Source organism: Phaeobacter sp. CC-HEC084 (assembly GCF_059429255.1).
In genome coordinates, this window is the sequence record NZ_JCAIJQ010000009.1 from 1,173,327 (window position 1) to 1,192,154 (window position 18,828).

The 18,828-nt window shown below is 62.6% G+C and carries 20 protein-coding genes; 7 read left to right on the forward strand and 13 right to left on the reverse strand.

The annotated features are described in order from the left end of the window. The first annotated feature begins 128 nt into the window (after positions 1-128). Positions 129-782: a peroxiredoxin gene (locus AC5SSZ_RS22750; protein WP_065271823.1), complete on the forward strand. Its 654-nt coding sequence runs from the start codon at positions 129-131 to the stop codon at positions 780-782. Between the two features lie 49 nt (positions 783-831). Here the strand turns inward: AC5SSZ_RS22750 and AC5SSZ_RS22755 are convergent, their stop codons facing one another. The 4 genes from AC5SSZ_RS22755 to AC5SSZ_RS22770 form a co-directional block, all read right to left on the reverse strand. After that, positions 832-1,347 (reverse strand): P-loop nucleotide/nucleoside kinase family protein, encoded by a 516-nt coding sequence (locus tag AC5SSZ_RS22755; RefSeq protein WP_495440250.1) that lies wholly within the window; start codon positions 1,345-1,347, stop codon positions 832-834. 191 nt (positions 1,348-1,538) lie between these two features. Beyond that, a complete protein-coding gene (locus tag AC5SSZ_RS22760) occupies positions 1,539-2,252 on the reverse strand; it encodes a glycosyltransferase family 25 protein (RefSeq protein WP_495440252.1) in 714 nt (237 codons plus the stop codon). 119 nt (positions 2,253-2,371) lie between these two features. Then, a complete protein-coding gene (pnp, locus tag AC5SSZ_RS22765) occupies positions 2,372-4,513 on the reverse strand; it encodes a polyribonucleotide nucleotidyltransferase (RefSeq protein ID WP_274829853.1) in 2,142 nt (713 codons plus the stop codon). A gap of 196 nt (positions 4,514-4,709) precedes the next feature. Further along, positions 4,710-4,967, reverse strand: a complete 258-nt coding sequence (locus tag AC5SSZ_RS22770; protein ID WP_065271820.1) for a DUF6525 family protein — start codon at positions 4,965-4,967, stop codon at positions 4,710-4,712. Positions 4,968-5,097: 130 nt separating this feature from the next. On the opposite strand from AC5SSZ_RS22770, the gene AC5SSZ_RS22775 reads away from it, so the two are divergent. Further along, the gene (locus AC5SSZ_RS22775) at positions 5,098-5,982 is read left to right on the forward strand and encodes an aminoglycoside phosphotransferase family protein (protein WP_495440255.1); all 885 of its coding nucleotides are present in this window, start codon (positions 5,098-5,100) and stop codon (positions 5,980-5,982) included. 18 nt (positions 5,983-6,000) lie between these two features. On the opposite strand, the gene AC5SSZ_RS22780 is transcribed toward AC5SSZ_RS22775, so the two are convergent. The 8 genes from AC5SSZ_RS22780 to rbfA form a co-directional block, all read right to left on the reverse strand. Further along, positions 6,001-6,420 (reverse strand): GFA family protein, encoded by a 420-nt coding sequence (locus AC5SSZ_RS22780; RefSeq protein ID WP_495440257.1) that lies wholly within the window; start codon positions 6,418-6,420, stop codon positions 6,001-6,003. Between the two features lie 186 nt (positions 6,421-6,606). Beyond that, entirely contained in the window at positions 6,607-6,876 is a 270-nt protein-coding gene (gene rpsO / locus AC5SSZ_RS22785; protein ID WP_019295116.1) for a 30S ribosomal protein S15, read from the reverse strand. 169 nt (positions 6,877-7,045) lie between these two features. Further along, positions 7,046-8,248, reverse strand: coding sequence for a GTP-binding protein (locus AC5SSZ_RS22790; protein ID WP_495440259.1), 1,203 nt, complete (start codon positions 8,246-8,248; stop codon positions 7,046-7,048). Between the two features lie 104 nt (positions 8,249-8,352). Beyond that, positions 8,353-9,396, reverse strand: coding sequence for a calcium-binding protein (locus AC5SSZ_RS22795; RefSeq protein ID WP_495440260.1), 1,044 nt, complete (start codon positions 9,394-9,396; stop codon positions 8,353-8,355). A 124-nt stretch (positions 9,397-9,520) separates the two neighbouring features. Beyond that, the gene (locus AC5SSZ_RS22800; RefSeq protein WP_368947575.1) at positions 9,521-10,027 is read right to left on the reverse strand and encodes a DUF1643 domain-containing protein; all 507 of its coding nucleotides are present in this window, start codon (positions 10,025-10,027) and stop codon (positions 9,521-9,523) included. 44 nt (positions 10,028-10,071) lie between these two features. Next, on the reverse strand, positions 10,072-10,980 hold the full coding sequence (gene truB, locus AC5SSZ_RS22805) for a tRNA pseudouridine(55) synthase TruB (protein ID WP_495440262.1): 909 nt from the start codon (positions 10,978-10,980) through the stop codon (positions 10,072-10,074). Between the two features lie 127 nt (positions 10,981-11,107). Next, entirely contained in the window at positions 11,108-11,848 is a 741-nt protein-coding gene (locus AC5SSZ_RS22810; protein WP_495440263.1) for a phosphodiester glycosidase family protein, read from the reverse strand. Next, the gene (rbfA, locus tag AC5SSZ_RS22815) at positions 11,845-12,240 is read right to left on the reverse strand and encodes a 30S ribosome-binding factor RbfA (RefSeq protein ID WP_065271812.1); all 396 of its coding nucleotides are present in this window, start codon (positions 12,238-12,240) and stop codon (positions 11,845-11,847) included. The genes AC5SSZ_RS22810 and rbfA overlap by 4 nt, the downstream gene beginning before the upstream one ends. A 105-nt stretch (positions 12,241-12,345) precedes the next feature. Between rbfA and dapB the strand changes: the two genes are divergently transcribed. After that, a complete protein-coding gene (dapB, locus tag AC5SSZ_RS22820; RefSeq protein ID WP_495440265.1) occupies positions 12,346-13,155 on the forward strand; it encodes a 4-hydroxy-tetrahydrodipicolinate reductase in 810 nt (269 codons plus the stop codon). 68 nt (positions 13,156-13,223) lie between these two features. Here the strand turns inward: dapB and AC5SSZ_RS22825 are convergent, their stop codons facing one another. Next, positions 13,224-13,424, reverse strand: a complete 201-nt coding sequence (locus AC5SSZ_RS22825) for a DUF1674 domain-containing protein (RefSeq protein ID WP_065271810.1) — start codon at positions 13,422-13,424, stop codon at positions 13,224-13,226. A 121-nt stretch (positions 13,425-13,545) separates the two neighbouring features. On the opposite strand from AC5SSZ_RS22825, the gene AC5SSZ_RS22830 reads away from it, so the two are divergent. The 4 genes from AC5SSZ_RS22830 to lspA all read left to right on the forward strand — a co-directional run bounded on the left by AC5SSZ_RS22830 (position 13,546) and on the right by lspA (position 18,824). Continuing rightward, a complete protein-coding gene (locus AC5SSZ_RS22830) occupies positions 13,546-14,820 on the forward strand; it encodes an RsmB/NOP family class I SAM-dependent RNA methyltransferase (protein WP_495440267.1) in 1,275 nt (424 codons plus the stop codon). 145 nt (positions 14,821-14,965) lie between these two features. After that, entirely contained in the window at positions 14,966-16,708 is a 1,743-nt protein-coding gene (locus AC5SSZ_RS22835) for a heparinase II/III family protein (RefSeq protein WP_495440268.1), read from the forward strand. A gap of 22 nt (positions 16,709-16,730) precedes the next feature. Next, positions 16,731-18,320, forward strand: a complete 1,590-nt coding sequence (gene purH / locus AC5SSZ_RS22840; protein WP_495440270.1) for a bifunctional phosphoribosylaminoimidazolecarboxamide formyltransferase/IMP cyclohydrolase — start codon at positions 16,731-16,733, stop codon at positions 18,318-18,320. Between the two features lie 21 nt (positions 18,321-18,341). Further along, positions 18,342-18,824 carry a signal peptidase II gene (lspA, locus tag AC5SSZ_RS22845; RefSeq protein WP_065271806.1) on the forward strand — a complete coding sequence of 161 codons (483 nt, stop codon included), beginning with the start codon at positions 18,342-18,344 and terminating at the stop codon, positions 18,822-18,824. Positions 18,825-18,828: the final 4 nt, after the last annotated feature.

The window sequence follows — 18,828 nt, forward strand, 5'->3', positions numbered from 1 at the left end:
TGTCGCAGGTGATTGGCACTTTTGTGCTGGTCTTGACGCCGCAGGGGTTTAACCTGCGCTGCGATTGATTACCTTGCGTAGCAAGATACGTATTGAAAACTGAATGTGAACGCAGAGAGGAGACCGTCATGGGTTTGCGCATCAACGATGTGGTTCCGAATTTCACCGCCGAGACCGATCAGGGCACCATCACCTTCCACGACTGGATCGGGGACAGCTGGGCGATCCTGTTTTCCCACCCCAAGGATTTCACCCCGGTCTGCACCACTGAATTTGGTGCCGTGGCGCAGCTGTCCGAAGAATGGGCCAAGCGCAACACCAAGGTGATCGGCGTGTCCGTTGACGGTGTCGAGGACCACAAGAAGTGGAAGGGCGACATTGAAAGCTATGCCAAAACTCCGGCAGGCTTCCCGATCATCGCGGACGAAGGGCTCGCCGTGTCCAAGGCCTTTGACATGCTGCCCGCCGAAGCCTACCTGCCCGATGGCCGCACGCCGGCCGACAGCGCCACCGTGCGCTCGGTCTTCATCATCGGCCCGGACAAGCAGCTGAAACTGTCGATGACCTACCCGATGTCGGTGGGCCGCAACTTTGCCGAGATCCTGCGCGCGCTGGACGGTCTGCAGATGACCACCGGCCACGGCGTTGCCACCCCTGCCGACTGGGTGCCGGGTCAGGATGTGATCATCCCGCCGACCGTGTCGAACGAAGACGCCAAGGCCAAGTTCGGTGAGTTCGAAACCATCTTCCCCTACCTGCGCAAGACCAAAGCGCCGGAATAAGTCGGAAGACCATTTTGAAGTTCAGCAAAGGGGCCGTTTGGCCCCTTTGTCATTTCGTCGGCTGTGCCTTTTCGGGTGTGGTGTGAAACACAATATTGAACCCTTCCTGCGGCGTGGGCAGGGCAAAGTGTTTCGAGAACTGGTGAAACTGTTCTTCGGTTGCCGAGAACGGATGATCGCCACTGGCATTTCGCGCACGCAGCCGGGCAAGGCAGACTTCATCCGGGACATCCAGCACATGCAGTTGATGGTCTGCACAAGTCCTGTCGAGAATGCCGCGCATCCAGGCGCGTTGCTGGATCGTATTTGCGGCGAAATCCAGCACCACGGAAACCCCTGCGTTGAGCAGGTCGATGACATGAGGCGCCACGGTCTCGCGTAGCCGCCCGGTACAACGCAGGTAATCGGCCCCGGTTTCTATCTCGCCGAGGAAGAGAGTGTTCAGCCATTGGTCCTCGGCAATGCGTACGGCCTTGTCTTCGCGCGTCAGGTGATCGGCGAGAGTGGATTTGCCAGAGGCGATCTTGCCGCACAGCATGTGCAGCGTCGGAAGTGTTTGAGACATTTCAGAAACCCTTGAAGGCGCGCGCAGGTTCTATGTGGCGCGCATATGTTGTTCAGCGTTCGACCACCCGGCCCGACTGTCAGGCCGGGACGGTAATTCGCGCGCAGCGCGGCAGGGGGAATGTCTGAACAAGGGGTGTCATGCTGTGTCTCATCGCACAGTCCCGGGGTTAGGTCCAGTCTGCTGGACCCTCAGGCAGTTTGCGGGCGTGCTGCGACCTGAGCCCGGTAAAGCGTGCGCTTGAATTCACGCGCAAGCTTGCTGCCCTGTTTCTTTTTCTGGATGGTCGATCCGCCTAGTGCCTCGGTCAGCTCGCTGACGCCATTGGGCAGGATAGTCTGGATCTGCTGCCCGTGGATCCAGTGCATCTGCAGGAAGGTATCGACAGGCCGGTCGATGGTGGTGCTGGCGGCAAGAAGGTTCGCCGCCGCGTTGCGCCCCACCACCTGCGCGACGGTCTGAAGGCCGATGACGCGGGGCAGGAACAGTTTGCTCTCGCCCGTCTGGTCGATAATGATGGCGGGGCTTTCGCGCCGTTTGGCGGGCAGGCGGATGAAGCTGTCCGCATCCGCGTGGGCCTCGACCAGCGACAGGGCCGTCTGCCATGCCTCCGGATCGACCGAGAGATCATCCTCGACGATCAAAGCATACTCCCAGCCCGCATCCACGATCCTCTGCCAGCAGCTACGGTGTGACAGGAAGCAGCCGACCTCTCCGGGTGACAGGGGAAAGGGGTAGCGCGGATCATGCACATCGCCGTGACGCGTCGGATGCACATGGTGACTCACCGCAGTCCGGCCATTCACCGCTTCTGCCACCTCGGCATTCGGCAGTGTATAAAGCAGATGTTCGACATTTGCGCCGCGTTTGCTGTTGCCGGACATGTGGATGATCAGGGTGTGCATGGTCAGATCCATATCGGGGAACGCGCCGGGGGGGAAGGCCGCAGTTCCTTGAACGGCGCTGACAGAAAAGGCCCCGCCGTTGCCAGCGGGGCCTTTCTTGTTCGAAGCGAGGCTGCGGATCAGTCCGCGGCTTCTTCTTTCTTTTCAGGCGCGGCGGGCTCGCCGGTTTCCTGATCGACGACTTTCATCGACAGACGGACCTTGCCGCGGTCGTCAAAGCCCAGCAGCTTGACCCAGACTTCCTGGCCTTCCTTCAGAACATCCGAAGGATGGTTCAGGCGGCGGTTCTCGATCTGGCTGACGTGCACCAGGCCATCGCGCTTGCCAAAGAAGTTCACGAAGGCGCCGAAATCGACGATTTTCACGACCTTGCCTTTGTAGATGGCGCCTTCTTCCGGCTCTGCCACGATCGCGTGGATCATGTCATAGGCCTTCTGGATCGCGTCACCGTTGGAGGAAGCGATCTTGATCACGCCGTCGTCGTTGATGTCGACCTTGGCACCAGAGGTTTCCACGATTTCGCGGATGACCTTGCCGCCCGAGCCGATCACTTCACGGATCTTGTCGGTCGGGATGTTCATGGTCTCGATGCGCGGCGCGTGGACGGAGAACGCGTTGGTTTCCGACAGGGCCTTGGACATCTCACCAAGGATGTGCATCCGGCCGTCCTTGGCCTGGGCCAGGGCTTTTTCCATGATCTCGGGCGTGATGCCTGCGACCTTGATGTCCATCTGCAGCGAGGTGATGCCGTTCTCGGTACCCGCAACCTTGAAGTCCATGTCGCCGAGGTGGTCTTCGTCACCCAGGATGTCGGACAGGATTGCGTAGGAGCCGTCGTCTTCGAGGATCAGACCCATGGCCACACCGGCGACCGGTGCTTTCAGCGGAACGCCTGCGTCCATCATCGACAGCGAACCACCGCAGACCGACGCCATCGAGGAGGAGCCGTTCGATTCGGTGATCTCGGAGACGATCCGGATGGTGTAGGGGAAGTCGGTTGCCGCGGGCAGAACCGCCTGCAGCGCGCGCCATGCCAGCTTGCCGTGACCGATTTCGCGGCGGCCGGGGCCACCCACGCGGCCAACTTCACCAACCGAATAGGGCGGGAAGTTGTAGTGCAGCAGGAAGTTGGATTTGAAGTTGCCGTGCAGGGCGTCGATGAACTGTTCATCATCGCCGGTGCCCAGCGTGGTCACGACCAGACCCTGGGTTTCACCACGGGTGAACAGGGCAGAACCGTGGGTCCGCGGCAGCAGGCCGGTTTCCGAAACGATTTCGCGGATCTCGTCGGTCTTGCGGCCGTCGATACGCTTGCCGGTTTTGACAACGTCACCGCGCAGAATGCCGGCTTCCAGTTTCTTCAGAGCAGAACCGAGGTTGGAATCTTCCAGCTGTTCTTCGCTCAGCGCTTCCTTGATGGCTTCGCGTGCTGCGGCAACAGCGGCGGTGCGCTCCTGCTTGTCCGAGATCGCAAAGGCGGCGCGCATCTGCTCTTCGCCAGCGGCTTTGACCGCTTCATACAGCTCGGAGTAATCCGGTGCGGCAAAGTCGAACGGCTCTTTGGCGGCTTCTTCGGCCAGGGAGATGATCAGATCCAGAACCGGCTGGATCTGCTCGTGGGCAAAGTTCACGGCGCCCAGCATTTCTGCTTCGGACAGCTCGTAAGCTTCGGATTCCACCATCATCACGGCGTTCTTGGTGCCGGCAACAACCAGGTCGAGACGCTGATCGGGGTTCAGGCGCAGGTCCTGCATGTCGTCCACGGTCGGGTTCAGGACGTATTCGCCGTCCTCGAAACCAACGCGGCAGCCGGCGATCGGGCCCATGAAGGGGGCGCCGGAAATGGTCAGCGCAGCCGAGGCAGCGATCATTGCGACGATGTCGGGGTCATTGACCAGATCGTGGGACAGCACGGTGCACATCACCAGAACTTCGTTCTTGAAGCCGGGGACGAACAGCGGGCGGATCGGACGGTCGATCAGACGGGCGGTCAGGGTTTCCTTCTCGGTGGGGCGGGCCTCACGCTTGAAGAAGCCGCCGGGCACTTTACCCGCGGCGTAGTATTTTTCCTGGTAGTGCACGGTCAGGGGAAAGAAGTCCTGGCCGGGCTTTTGCTGGCGGGCAAAGGTGACGTTTGCCATAACCGAGGTTTCGCCGAGGGTGGCAATCACAGAGCCATCTGCCTGGCGGGCAACCTTGCCGGTTTCCAGTGTGAGCGTTTCCTCGCCCCACTGCATTGATTTCTTCGTAACGTTGAACATGTCAGCATCCTAAGTGGGAGCACTCCCAGGCGTATCCCGGGTCTCCCGTTGTCATGGCGGCCCCATTGCCGCCGGCCCCCTCCATCTTTCTTTCGAGCGCCGGGGCCATGGCGCAACGTCTCAGATGCCCGGCCCTTACATCACTTTGGCCCAGAATGAAAGAAAAACAGCGCGCAGAGGTCAATGGAAGGCTGGTTCACGCCTCTGCCGCCCGTTTCAGCATTGCGGCCTCAACAGCGGCAAGGCGTGCAATGGCCTGCCGGTCGGTTCCTCCATCCTGTTTCACCTTCATCCAGATGCTGCGGCAAGAGCGCGGCGACCACGGCAGGGCGGCCTCTTGCATCCAGGCCCGCAGGCTGGGCGGTAAGCGGTCATACTCCGTCATCGCATTTCCGGTACGTTTGCGGATGGGCAGGCCGGTGGCGCCCAGATTGCGGCGTCGCGGGTGTGGCATGGGTGTCCTTCGAAATGCTGCTTTGGTATGTAATAACATATCAAATTGAAGCGGCAAGCTGCCGATACGCCCGGTCCCGGATCGCGCCCTTTCCTTGCCGGTGGGGCCATCGGACGGCTAGCTTCGCCTGATGAGCAAAGACACGGATGACATTGCAATCAGCGACGCGATGGTCGGCGATATCCTTGCGACCGATGCGCCGCAATGGGCGGGGCTTCCCCGGCGGCGCATCGAATCGTCAGGGACGGACAATTGCATGCTCCGGATCGGGGAGCAGATGGTTCTGAGGGTGCCGCGCCGGTGGTCGGCGACTCAGTATCTGGCCAAGGAGTTGGACTGGCTGCCGCATCTGCAGGGGCTGCCGCTTGCGGTTCCGGTGCTGCGGCACCGCGGCTGTCTGCGGGATGATCTGCCCTTTGGCATATTCGACTGGATCGAAGGGGATCTCGCAAACCCCGCAAAGATTGCGGACCCGGTTGCAGCGGCGCAAAGCCTTGCAGATTTTCTGACGGCGCTGCACCGGACGGACACGGAGGGCGCACCCGTTGCGGGGGAGTCCAACAACCGGCGCGGCGTCGCGCTGCAGGACCTGGCCCAAGTGGTGCATCGGGCCATCGACCTCCTCAAAGATGAGATCGACGCACCGCGCGCACGCTGCCTGTGGGAAATCGCCTGCGCTGCCGGGGTTCAGGACCGACCCGTCTGGCTGCACGGGGATCTGAAGGCCGACAATCTGATTGCCCGGGATGGTGTCTTGCGGGGGGTGATCGACTGGGGCCTGTCGGCAGTTGGCGATCCCGCCGTCGATTACGCGGCGGCCTGGACCTGGGTGGCCCCGGCGGCCCGCACCGCGTTTTGCGACCGGCTGGAACTGCAGGACCGCGCGTGGGTACGGGCCAGCGGCTGGGCGCTCTATTGTGCGGTCATTGCCCTCAGTTTCTATCGTGGCGGCAAGAATGAGGCGCTGTGCCGACAATCACGGCTGACCCTGTCCCGGCTGGATCTACTGCGCTAGGTGAATGGAGGGGATCGGTTAGCCGAGAAGCCCATCGATGGTTTTCACAGTCTCAATCGCATCGGTCCAGGCCGCGCGGCTGGCGTAGCAGATGCGGGCCGTGGGCCGGATAGGGATCTCACTGTCCAGTGCACCTGCGGGAACGACCAGCAGGGCGCCATCCATCTGAAGCGTCGGCAGCGCTGATCCGCAGTCGGTGCAAAAGCTTTTGACGTGCTGTGTTTCAGGCAACTGGAAACTCTTGACCCTGTCCCGCCCGGTTAGCCATTCAATCTCTGCCTGGGTGGAAAACAGATTGGCCGCATGCGCGGACCCGCTGTCCTTGCGGCAGCGCGCGCAGTGGCACAGGAAGAAGCTTTCGAATGCGCCGTGGATGTGAAACCTTACAGCACCGCACAAACAGCTTCCCAAGCAGCTTCCCGAGGTCAGGTGTTCCATATTTCTGCTCTTTCATTGTCTGAGCTGGGAGAGCGCGCTTCACACGCAGTGAAACCCTACATCATAGGTCGGCAGCCGGTAAACGAGGGCTGGCTGTGGACCGACCAGATCCCGTCCGGTTCCCGCCAATAAAAAACGCCCGCTCCTTTCGGAACGGGCGCATGCATCGAAATGCAAATGTCGCGCTTAGCGGCGGATGCCCAGGCGCTTGATCAGGTCCTGGTAACGGGCCTCATCCTTGCCTTTGGTGTAGTCCAGCAGCTTACGACGCTGAGCAACCATCTTCAGCAGACCACGACGACCGTGGTTGTCTTTCTTGTGGGTCTTGAAGTGCTCGGTCAGGGTGTTGATGCGCGAGGTCAGAATGGCAACCTGGACTTCGGGCGAACCGGTGTCGCCTTCCTTGGTTGCGAATTCTTTCATCAGGCGTGCTTTTTCTTCAGCAGTAATCGACATCGGGGTCTCCTTTGAAAAGGTTAGAGAAATGGCGCAGGCCGGGATGTCGTCCAGCACAGGCCCATGGAGAAGTCCGCCGCGATTCCACGGCAGATGCGGGCGTATAGGCGGTTTTGCGGCAAAAAGCAAAGGAGATGTCGCCGGTTCCCGGTTTTTCGCCCTTGGGCGTTCAGGCCCGGCGCCAGCGTGGGAAAGGATCGGGCAGATCCGTCAGCCTCTCCAGCGCATTGAGATCGGGAACCGCCATCAGGCAGGCCTCCAGCTGTGCCTTCAGGGATGGCCAGTCGATCCCGCTGCCGATGAATACCAGTTCCTGCCTGCGATCACCGAAGGGGTCCTGCCAATGCGCCTGCAGGTATTCCTGCGCCTGGGCATGAGTGGGCCTGCGTTCTTCGGGAACTGTGGCCCACCATGTCCCCAGCGGCGCAACGCTGGACAGGGCACCGGCAAGCGAGAATTCCGCCACCCAATCGGGGCGGGTGGCAATCCAGAAATGCCCCTTGGCGCGGATCACGCCGGGCAGATCCGCATTCAGAACCCGGTGGATCGCCACCGGATCAAAGGGCGCGCGGGCGCGGAAGACGAAGGACTGGATATCATATTCATCGCTTTCGGGCGTGTGGTCGGCAAAACCATAAAGCTCCTTGGCCCACATCGGGTGCTCATGCGCGGTTTCAAAATCGAACAGGTGGGTATCGAGGATATCGTCGGGCGCGACCTGGCTGTGATCCACCTCGATAATGCGGGCATCGGCGTTGAGGCTGCGGATGATCTTGCGCGCGGCATCGGTGCGGGCTGGGCCTGCGTCGGACACCTTGTTGAGGATCACCACATCGGCAAATTCCATCTGATCGGTCAGCAGGTGGACAAGGCTGCGGGTATCCGCTTCGCCCATCGTCTCACCCCGGTCGCCAAGCTGATCGTGGCTGGAGAAGTCATCCGGCAGGTTCACCGCATCGACCACGGTGACCATGGTATCCAGCCGCGCAACGTCGGACAGGCTGACGCCAGCCTCATCGCGGAAATCAAAGGTGGTCGCCACCGGCAGCGGTTCGGATATGCCGGTGGATTCGATCAGCAGGTAATCGTACCGGCCCGTTTCCGCGAGGCGGCGTACCTCGGTCAGCAGATCGTCGCGCAGGGTGCAGCAGATGCAGCCGTTGGACAGTTCCACGAGGGTTTCTTCGGTCTTGCTCAGCTCGGGCGTATTGGCGCGGACCAGATCGGCGTCGATGTTCACCTCTGACATATCGTTGACAATCACGGCGACGCGGCGCCCGTCGCGGTTGTTCAGCACCCGGTTCAGCAAGGTGGTTTTGCCCGCACCGAGAAATCCGGACAGCACTGTGACGGGAAGGCGAGAATCCTGCATGGTTTGCTCCAAATGTTATGTTATGACATAACAATCACGAGAGAAGCAAAGGCGCAACCCTGCAAGCCGTCTATCCGTGCCGGTTCAGGCAGCAATCTGATCGGTCAGCTGGGCAGCAGGTCGGCGAAGGTCGGATCGTTCACATCGACCAGTTGAATGTCCGAGGCTGATAGCGGCGCGGCACCACTCACGCGCAAGGCCTCGGTGCCGTTCACGCGGATTACCTGCTCGTCCGGGGCATCGGGATCCTGTTCCACGGTGATCTCCGGTTCCGGTTCGCTGCCGGGGGACCAGAGAACCATGAGTTGGTCCTCTTCGGGATCATAATCGACCAGTTCGACAGGGGGCTGGTCGCCATCCGGGGCTCCGCCGATATCTCCGGCCATGATCAGATCGGCGCCGCTGCCCGCAGTGACGATATCCCCGGCTCCGGCAACCAATGTGTCATCGCCATCGCCCCCGTTCAGGAAATCGCTGGTGTCATCGTCATCGGCGCCCCAGACGAGATCGTTGCCCCGGCCACCGAACAGCGTGTCGTTCTGGGTGCCGCCGCTCAGCGTGTCATTGCCATCGTTGCCATGCAGCGCGTCGCTGCCTTCGCCGCCGCTCAGCACGTCGTGACCCTGGCCACCGTGGGCCACATCCTCGGCGCCGCCGCCGGTCAGGATGTCATTGCCGAAGTGACCATACAGCGTGTCATCGCCATCCTCGCCAGCAATGTGATCGTCGCCGTCTTCACCATGCAGCAGATCACGTCCCCAGCCACCCGCAAGCGTGTCATCGCCATCGCCACCGAACAGAATATCGGCCCAATCGCTGCCGGTCAGCAGTTCGGGTTCTTCGGTACCGGACAGGTTGAGCCCATCCGTGGCACTGTCGGTGCCGTCACCGGTTTCGCCATCGGTGGACGTCCCGGTGTCGCCGCTGCCACTGGCAGAGCCGTCATCTGTAGCGGTGCTGTCCGGATCGTCGGGGTTCAGAAATTCGGAAGGCGGCACAATGACGGCTCCGGTGTCCTCACCGGAGCCTTCGCCCGCTGCCTCATCCGCGTCGTCGGTGTCGTTCAGATCGTCGTCACCGCCGCTGAAATCCACAAACATGGCCCCGCCAACAGCCACAAGACCAAAAAGGCCGGCCAACCAGAGCATCGGCCCCACTCCTTACGCAACAAATTTCTATCCCTGAGTATACTCTCGCACAATTAAGGATTTGCCTCAAAACAAACCGGGAACATCGGTTAACGAAATAATACCGGGGTCGGCGCCTTTGGGATCATGCCCAGGGTTGTGGCTGCTGGCTGTAGGCGATGTAAAGCGGGTGTTTCGGATGGCCGTGTTTGCTGAGGCCAAGGTGAAACAGAGGCTGTCCGGTCGCCCTTAACGCATTCTCAATGCGGGGACCTTGATCGCGGTGGGCGCCATGGGTGCCCCAGGCGCAGATGATCTGATCGGCCCACTCTGCGCCGGACAGGATCGCGGCCTCATTCTCCGGCCCTTCGGGATCCTTGGCGGCCCGCATCACCCGCGGGTCAGTGGCGCGGATGGCAAAGATATTGGTGGCCCGGAAGCCGCCAAACCCCAACGTGCGCGCCCGTCTTTCGCAGCGTTCGATGGTCGGGTCGTTCTGTACCTCGGTCGCGGTCGAGGGGTTCAGCATCACGAACATCACCTTTGCCCCCTTTGGATCCCAGACGCGGGTCAGGCTATAGCGATAGGTCTCGCAATCCGAATAGACGGCGGTGGAGGGCGCATCGCCCTTGGTATGGCTGCGGGTGATCATGGGGCAGGGATGCCACGCTGCCCCCAGAGGGGCAAGCGCGGGCGTTACTGGTTGAAGACGCGGCTCGGGTGCAGCTCACCCGCCTTGTAGATGCCGACGGCGACGGCCTTTCCGTCAATCGAGGCCCAGGCTTCATCGCCGTACTCCACATCCGAGGCCAATACCATGCCAGGGTTTCCGTTGCGCAGGCGGGTGGCGCCCTCGGGCGTGCATTTCAGCTCGGGCAGGTCGGCCAGACCTTCCTCCAGCGGGCGCAGATGGGTGTCGAGCTCTGGGGTGCGCTGCATCCGTTCGATCTCTGCCAATGACAGACCATCGGCGGCGTCAAACGGTCCCGACCAGATCCGGCGCAACTCCTTCACATGGCCATGACAGCCAAGCGCGGCGCCCAAATCGCGCGCGATGGAGCGGACATAGCCCCCCTTGCCACAGGTCATTTCCAGCACCACATGATCGGGATCGGGGCGGTCCACCAGCACCAGTTCCTCGACCCACAGAGGGCGGGCGGCGATCTCGAAATCCTCGTCGCCATCGCGGGCAAGTTTATAGGCACGCTGCCCGTCGATCTTCACGGCCGAGAATTTCGGCGGCACCTGCATGATCTCACCGATGAATTGACCCAGCGCGGCCTTGATTTCCTCGTCGGAAGGGCGCGCGTCGCTTGTCGCGATCACCTCGCCTTCGGCATCGTCGGTGTTGGTCGCCTGCCCCAGCCGCACGGTAAAGGTATAGGCCTTCAGCGCGTCGGTGATATAGGGAACCGTCTTGGTTGCCTCACCCAGGGCCACGGCCAGAACACCCGTCGCCTCGGGGTCGAGCGTGCCCGCATGGCCGGCCTTCTTGGCCTCAAGCGCCCAGCGCACCTTGTTCACGACAGCGGTCGAGGTCAGCCCTGCGGGCTTGTCCACCACCAGCCAGCCGGAAATATCGCGCCCCTTGCGTTTGCGTGCCATGCCTGTTCCTCGATGATGCTGAAAGAGGCGCGCGGGGTAGCGCAGCCAGAACAGCCTGTCAATTGTGCCGGGTCTGTTGTGGCGCCATTTCTATGCCCAGTTTATGCTCAGGCGGGCTGCACGGCGGCTATTCGACGACGCCCACCACTGGCCCCATCGAGAAACCGGCATCCGACCGGCCCATCTGGGGTGCGTGCAGGCGTGAAATATTACCGTCAAAGTACAGCGCATTGGGCAGCTTCAGGTAGTCGCGGAATAGGCTGCCGAATTGGTGAAACGTCACCGCATTGCGCGAGATGACAAAGACCGCGCGCTGCCCGTCTGCCGAGGTGCCGACACCGTTGCGCACGTAGTAGGAGGTCGAATCCGGCAGGAACCGCGGGTGCAGCTCTCCGTCGATCACCAGCATCGGCCCCGACTGGGTGGCATCGCGGCAGCTGGCGCCGCTGTCGCGAAATTTCAGCGTTTCGATCACATCGGCGCGGGTCTCATTGATGCAGAAGACACCATTGGGCAGCAGGCCGAAATTGCCGGGGCCCGCATTGGGGACAAGCCGCATTTTCTGCTGGCCATCCTCGACATAAAGCCCCACCGGAGAGCGGTCGGCGTGATACATTCCGGCGTTGGTGGCAAAGGAGAGGGACTTTCCCTCTTTGCCGAGGTCGGCATCGATGGCGGCAAAATGGCCGTAGGGTTTCCCCTCCGCATTGCGCAGGAACAGCCGCAACTCTTCCTGGCCCGCGTCCACTTCGCAGATGGTGTAGCGGCTGCCATCATAAGAGGCGTCACGGCATTCGACGGCTGCGGCGACCGAGGCCGACAACCCCAGGCAAAAGGCGGCAAGCGCAACTGCCGCCCGCAGGATCAATCGTCGATATCGCGGCGCACCGCGTCCTGGTTCAGCATCCGGCGGGTGTCATCCATCTGATCAAAGGTCTGATCCAGCTGGAACCGCAGATCCGGCGCGTATTTGAGGCCGAGCTTCTTGCCCGCCATGCGGCGCAGCTCACCCTTGTTGCGGGCCAGCAGCTTCAGCACCTCGTCCTGCCCCTTGCCACCGAGCGGCAGCACATAGGCGGTGGCGATCTTCAGGTCGGGTGAAATGCGCACCTCGCCCACCGTGATCGACATGCGGTTGAGTTCGGGGTCATGCACATCACCGCGCGCCAGCACCTCGGACAGGGTGCGGCGGATCAGTTCGCCGACGCGCAGCTGACGTTGAGAGGGGCCGGGGCCATCGTGGAATTTGTTCTTTGCCATATCTTCGATCTATGCCGAAAGCTGCCCTTTGCCAAGACGTGCGCAAGACGGTAGGACAAAACCAGCAAAAGAACGAAGCGCCAGCCAGCGAAAAGGATCGGGCCAATGACTCATAAACCGGGAATCGTGATTACCGGAGCATCCGGGCGTATGGGGCAGATGCTGATCAAGACGGTTCTGGACAGCGACAAGGCGACCCTTGTGGGCGCGGTGGAGCGCGGCGGCCACGAATGGGTCGGCCGTGACGTGGGTGAGGCGATGGGCGGCGTACCTGTGGGTGTCACCGTCACGGATGACGCGCTTGAGGCTTTTTCCAAGGCGCAGGCGGTGATCGATTTCACCGCGCCCGAGGCCACGCTGGAATTTGCCGCCCTTGCTGCACAGGCCCGCGCCGTGCATGTGATCGGCACCACCGGCATGACGGATGAACAGATCGCCCAGCTGGCGCCCGCCGCGCGTCACGCGGTGATCGTACGTGCGGGCAATATGTCCCTGGGCGTGAACCTTCTAGTGCAGCTGACCAAGAAGGTCGCCGCTGCGCTGGACGAGGATTTCGATATCGAGGTGATCGAGGCGCACCATCACCACAAGGTCGACGCGCCTTCCGGCACTGCGCTGATGCTGGGCGAAGCCGCCGCCGAAGGGCGCGGAGTCAATCTGGCGGATGTCTCGGACCGGGGCCGCGACGGTATTACCGGTGCGCGTAAACGCGGCGATATCGGCTTCACCGCGATTCGCGGTGGTGACATCGTCGGGGAGCATGACGTGCTGTTCGCCGGTGCCGGAGAGCGCATCGTGTTGCGCCACATGGCCACCGACCGCGCCCTGTTCGCCCGTGGCGCGCTAAAGGCGGCGCTGTGGGGGCAGGACAAATCCCCCGGTGAATACGACATGATCGACGTGCTGGGGCTTTAAGCAGTCACTTTTTAGCTGGCACGGGGCCGCCCCAACCTGAACAGGGGGCGGTGAAGGAACGCTGCCGATTAGAAATCGATGGCGATGCCTTTCTTTTCCCAGTCGCCATAGCGGGCGGGGTCGGGGCCGTCGCGTCCGCCAAGCTCGGTCGGGGGTGGTGCCTTGGCAGCTTCGGCCTTGCGGCGCTCTTCGGCTTCGGCCAGGGCGCGTTTGGCTGCGGGGGGCAGGTCTTTTTCTGCGGGGCCTTCCGGCGTGGTCTCGTCGCTCATCGCGGGTTCCTTTATGCTTGGGCCATGATATACGCCCCTGTCCGGCGGGAACAAGCCGCCGAGACGCAAAGCCCTTCTGATCCCATGCTGGCTCTACGCCGCCATAGAAAGCCGAGACCCGATGTCCGACAAAGCCCCCGATGCGCTGCAGGCCCGCAGAACCACGATCTATCTTCTGGATCAGGTGCTGGGCGAAGGGCGGCTTCTGGCTGAATGTTTTGCGGCGGGCGCCCTTGAAAAACTGCAGCCGCAGGACCGCGCCCGCACCCAGCGGCTGGCGTTGGAAGTGTTACGCAGCCTGGAGCGTGCCGATCGGATCCTGCAGAAGCACTTGAAAAAGAAACCGCCGCTGACGGTGATGAACGCGCTGCGCCTTGGCACGGTCGAGCTGTGCTCGGGCGGGGCCGCCCACGGGGTGGTCAATGCCATGGTGACCATCGTGTCGAAACACCGCCGCCACGGTCAGCTGAAGGGCATGGTCAACGCGGTGCTGCGCAAGGTTGCCGATCAGGGGCCTGCGGAATGGGCCAAGCTGCGCATTCCCCGCCTGCCGAACTGGCTGCGCAAGCCGCTGGTGCAGGCCTGGGGCGCTGAGGCGGTGCTGGGCATGGAGGCTGCGCATTTTGCAGGCGTGCCGCTGGATATCACCGCCAAACCCGGTGCGGACCTGTCGGCGCTGGGCGGGGAACTCCTGCCCACCGGATCGAGGCGCCTGTCCGATGCCGGTCAGGTTTCGGCCTTGCCGGGGTATGAGGCCGGGGACTGGTGGGTGCAGGATGCAGCCGCAGCGCTGCCCGCGCAGATGCTGGATGTGCAGCCCGGCGAACGGGTGTTGGATCTTTGCGCCGCACCGGGCGGCAAGACCATGCAGATGGCGGCAGCCGGGGCGCAGGTGACCGCCGTCGATGCCTCTGCCGGACGGATGGAGCGCCTACGCGAAAACCTTGCCCGCACCAGGCTGAGTGCGGATCTGATTGTGGGTGATGCACTGGAGCAGACCGGGCAATTCGATGCGGTGCTGCTGGATGCACCCTGTTCGGCCACCGGAACGATCCGGCGCCACCTGGATCTGCCCCATGCCAAGGATGGCAGCGAATTCGGCGGGCTCATTGAATTGCAGGCGCAGATGCTGGCCCATGCCTGGGATCTGGTCAAACCCGGCGGGCGCATGGTGTTCTGCACCTGCTCCCTGTTGCCGGATGAGGGCGAATGCCAGGTCGAAGAGGCGCTTGAGATGTTTCCGGACATGACAGCCGACCGTGAGTGTTTTGACGGTCTGGGCACCGATCCGGCCTGGATCACCGAGGAAGGCGGCTTGCGCCTGCGTCCGGATTACTGGGCGGAACGGGGCAGCATGGACGGGTTTTACATGGCGCTCTTGCGCAAGGCGGGCTGATCTTTAGCCCACCAGAACGCACACTGATTCTGCCCGGCGGGGCAATTCCGCCGGTGCCGCCGGAGGGTGTCGCATTCGTCGGTGACTTGAACCCTTCCCCGGGTTATGCTGCGCCCAAAACGCCAACGGCGTGAGGCAAAAGAGCATGTCCAGATACGATAGAATGGCGGGGCGCAGCACCCGCCTGCTGAACCGGTTATATGCCTTGCGGGCGCGCAAGCAGCCTGCGGCCACGGGATTCGTATCGCAGCCTGAACCCCGCACCATTGGCAGCTTTGCCCGCGGGCGGCAGCTGGTGGCGGGGAACCTGCTGCTGGCGGGGTATCTGGTCGAATCGACAACCACCGGGCTTTGGGAAGTGACGGCGCCGGACGCCGCCTTTGACGCCGAGCGGCACGGTTTTGCCTGGCTCGACGATCTGGCGGCGGTCGGCGATATCAAGGCCCGCGTCAAGGCGCAGAACTGGGTCTGGGGCTGGATCAAGGCGCATGGGCGCGGCTCGGGACCCGGTTGGTCGCCGGATTTGACGGGACGGCGCGTGATTCGATGGATCAACCACGCGATTTTCCTACTGAACGGCAAGGAACGTGCGGAATCTGAGGCCTTCTTTCGCTCACTATCGCAACAGACATGGTTCCTGGCCCATCGCTGGCAGGGGGCCACGCCTGGCCTGCCACGATTCGAGGCGCTGGCGGGGCTGATCTATGCGGGGCTTGCCCTTCAGGGGCAGGAGGCGCTGGCTGATCCCGCCATCCGTGCCCTGAGCGCAGAATGCGACCGGCAGATCGACGCGCAGGGCGGATTGCCGACCCGCAATCCCGAAGAACTGCTGGAGGTCTTTACCCTGCTAACCTGGACTGCCGCCGCCTTGCACGAAGCCGGGCGCAGCGTGCCAGCGGCGCAGACCGCGGCCATTGAGCGGATTGCACCGACGCTGCGCACCCTGCGCCACAGCGATGGCGGGCTGGCACGGTTCCACGGTGGCGGCCGGGGGCTGGAAGGCTGGCTGGATCATGCGCTGGCGGCCAGCCACGTATCGGCGCGCCCGGTCGAAGGGTTGGCGATGGGCTATGCTCGCTTGTCGGCACGCCGGACCTCGGTGGTGATTGACGCGGCCTTGCCACCGCAGGGGCGGGCCTCGGCTAACGGTCATGCCTCCACCCTTGCCTTTGAACTGACCTCGGGGCGGCGGCCTTTGATCGTCAATTGCGGCTCTGGGGAAACCTTTGGTCTGGAATGGCGCCGCGCCGGGCGGGCCACACCATCGCATTCGACCCTGTGCCTGGAGGGCCATTCCAGCGCCCGGCTGGCACCGCCCAGTCGCGGCACCGGTCAGGAGGAACTGGTTGGCGGCCCCACCGACGTGCAGATTCAGCTGGAGCAGCTCAGCGATGGCAGCCGGTTTCAGGGCGGCCATGACGGATACGCGCGCGAATTCGGTCTGACCCATGCGCGCACGCTGGATCTGGGCTTTGACGGGCGCGCGCTAGCGGGCGAGGACATGCTGGTAGCGCTGGATGAGGCGGCCGAGCGGCGCTGTTCAAAGGCGCTGGACAGCCATGGAGAACGCGGGATCGGCTTTGATATCCGCCTGCATCTGCACCCGGAAGTGGATGCAACCCTTGACTTGGGCGGCGCGGCGGTATCCATGGCGCTCAAGAGCGGCGAAATCTGGGTTTTCCGCCATGACGGCACCTGCGAATTGAAGCTGGAGCCGGGCGTTTACCTGGAAAAGACCCGCTTGAAGCCGCGTGCGTCAAAACAGATCGTTCTATCTGGCCGGGTCATCGACTATGCAACCCGCGTCCGGTGGACGCTCAGCAAGGCACAGGAAACTGCCGAAGCCGTGCGCGACCTGAACCGGGACGACCCCGAGATTTTTGATTGAGCCTGCAAAGGACCGCCCTGCCATGACCGATCTTCACCCCGTACGCCGTGCGCTGCTTTCCGTATCCGACAAGTCCGGTCTGATTGACCTTGGCAAATCGCTGGCCGAGCGTGGCGTCGAGCTGCTGTCCACCGGCGGCACCGCTAAGGCGCTGCGCGATGCGGGGCTGGACGTCAAAGACGTCTCGGACGTCACCGGTTTCCCGGAAATGATGGACGGCCGCGTGAAGACCCTGCACCCGATGGTGCATGGCGGGTTGCTGGCGCTGCGCGACAATGACGCCCATGTGGCGGCGATGAACGAACACGGCATTGGCGCCATCGATCTTCTGGTGGTGAACCTCTACCCGTTCGAGGCGGCACTGGCCCGTGGTGCGGATTACGATGAGATGATCGAGAACATCGACATCGGTGGCCCGGCGATGATCCGCGCGGCCTCCAAGAACCACCTGTTCGTCAACGTAGTCACAGATGTCGAAGATTACGACGCCCTGCTGGCCGAGCTGGACGCAAACGATGGTCAGACCTCTTATGTTTTCCGCCAGCGTCTGGCGCAGATCGCCTATGCTCGCACTGCGGCCTATGACGCTGCTGTCTCCAACTGGATGGCAGGTGCGCTGGAGCTGGAAGCACCGCGTCGCCGCGCCTTTGCCGGTGAGTTGAAGCAGACTCTGCGCTATGGCGAAAACAGCCACCAGAAAGCGGCCTTCTACACCGATGGTTCGAACCGTCCGGGTGTGGCCACCGCAGAGCAGTTGCAGGGCAAGGAACTGTCCTACAACAACATCAACGACACCGATGCGGCCTATGAGCTGGTGGCCGAGTTCGATCCGGCGGAAACCGCTGCCGTCGCCATCATCAAGCACGCCAACCCCTGCGGTGTGGCGCGTGGAGCTACCCTGGCCGAGGCTTACCAGAAGGCATTCGATTGCGACCGCACCTCTGCCTTTGGTGGCATCGTGGCGCTGAACCAGCCGCTGGACGCAGAAACAGCCGCCAAGATCACCGAGATCTTCACCGAGGTGGTGATCGCACCGGGTGCCTCGGATGAGGCGAAAGAGATCTTTGCCGCCAAGAAGAACCTGCGCCTCTTGCTGACCGACGCGTTGCCCGATCCGCGCAAGGCGATCACCGCCTACAAACAGGTCTCCGGCGGTGTTCTGGTGCAGGACAAGGACGTGGGTTACATCGGCATGGACGATTTGAAAGTCGTCACCGAAAAGGCCCCCACGGATGAGCAGATGCAGGACCTGCTGTTCGCCTGGAAAGTGGCCAAACACGTGAAATCCAACGCCATCGTTTATGTCAAAGGCAGCGCCACCGTGGGTGTCGGCGCCGGTCAGATGAGCCGTCTGGACAGCGCCAATGTCGCCGCCGCCAAGGCGCAGCGCATGGCGGATGAGCTGGGTCTGGATGCAAGCCTGGCCAAAGGCTCTGCCGTGGCGTCCGATGCCTTCTTCCCCTTCCCCGACGGCCTCTTGGAGGCTGCGGCTGCTGGCGCCACCTGCGTGATCCAGCCGGGCGGTTCGATGCGGGACGATGAGGTGATCAAGGCGGCCAATGACGCCGGGCTTGCCATGGTCTTTACCGGCATGCGCCACTTCCGTCACTGATCAGCGGGAACCAAGCGGAAAATGGCAGTGCGTATGATGTTCTGGGGCGCGTTCTGGGCCTTTCTTCTGGATCAGGCCAGCAAATATCTGGTGATTCACTGGATGGGCCTGTCCCAGCGCCAGAGCATCGACGTGCTGCCGCCGCTGTTGAATTTCCGCTATGGCGAGAACACCGGCATTAACTTTGGCCTGTTCGATGGCGGCGAGGATACGGCGCGCTGGGTGTTGATCGGCCTCTCGCTGCTGATCTGTGCCGTGCTGGCCATCTGGATTCGCCGCTCGCATCGCCGCGCGCGCTGGATGGCGTTGGCGGCGGGGCTGGTGATCGGCGGCGCGCTGGGCAATGTCGCGGATCGGCTGCTCTATGGCTATGTGCTGGATTTCCTCAACATGTCCTGCTGCGGAATCAACAATCCCTTCGTGTTCAATATCGCCGATGTGTTCATCTTTGCCGGTGCCATCGGGCTGATCCTGTTCGACCGGAGCGCAAAAAAGCCCGCGTGACCTC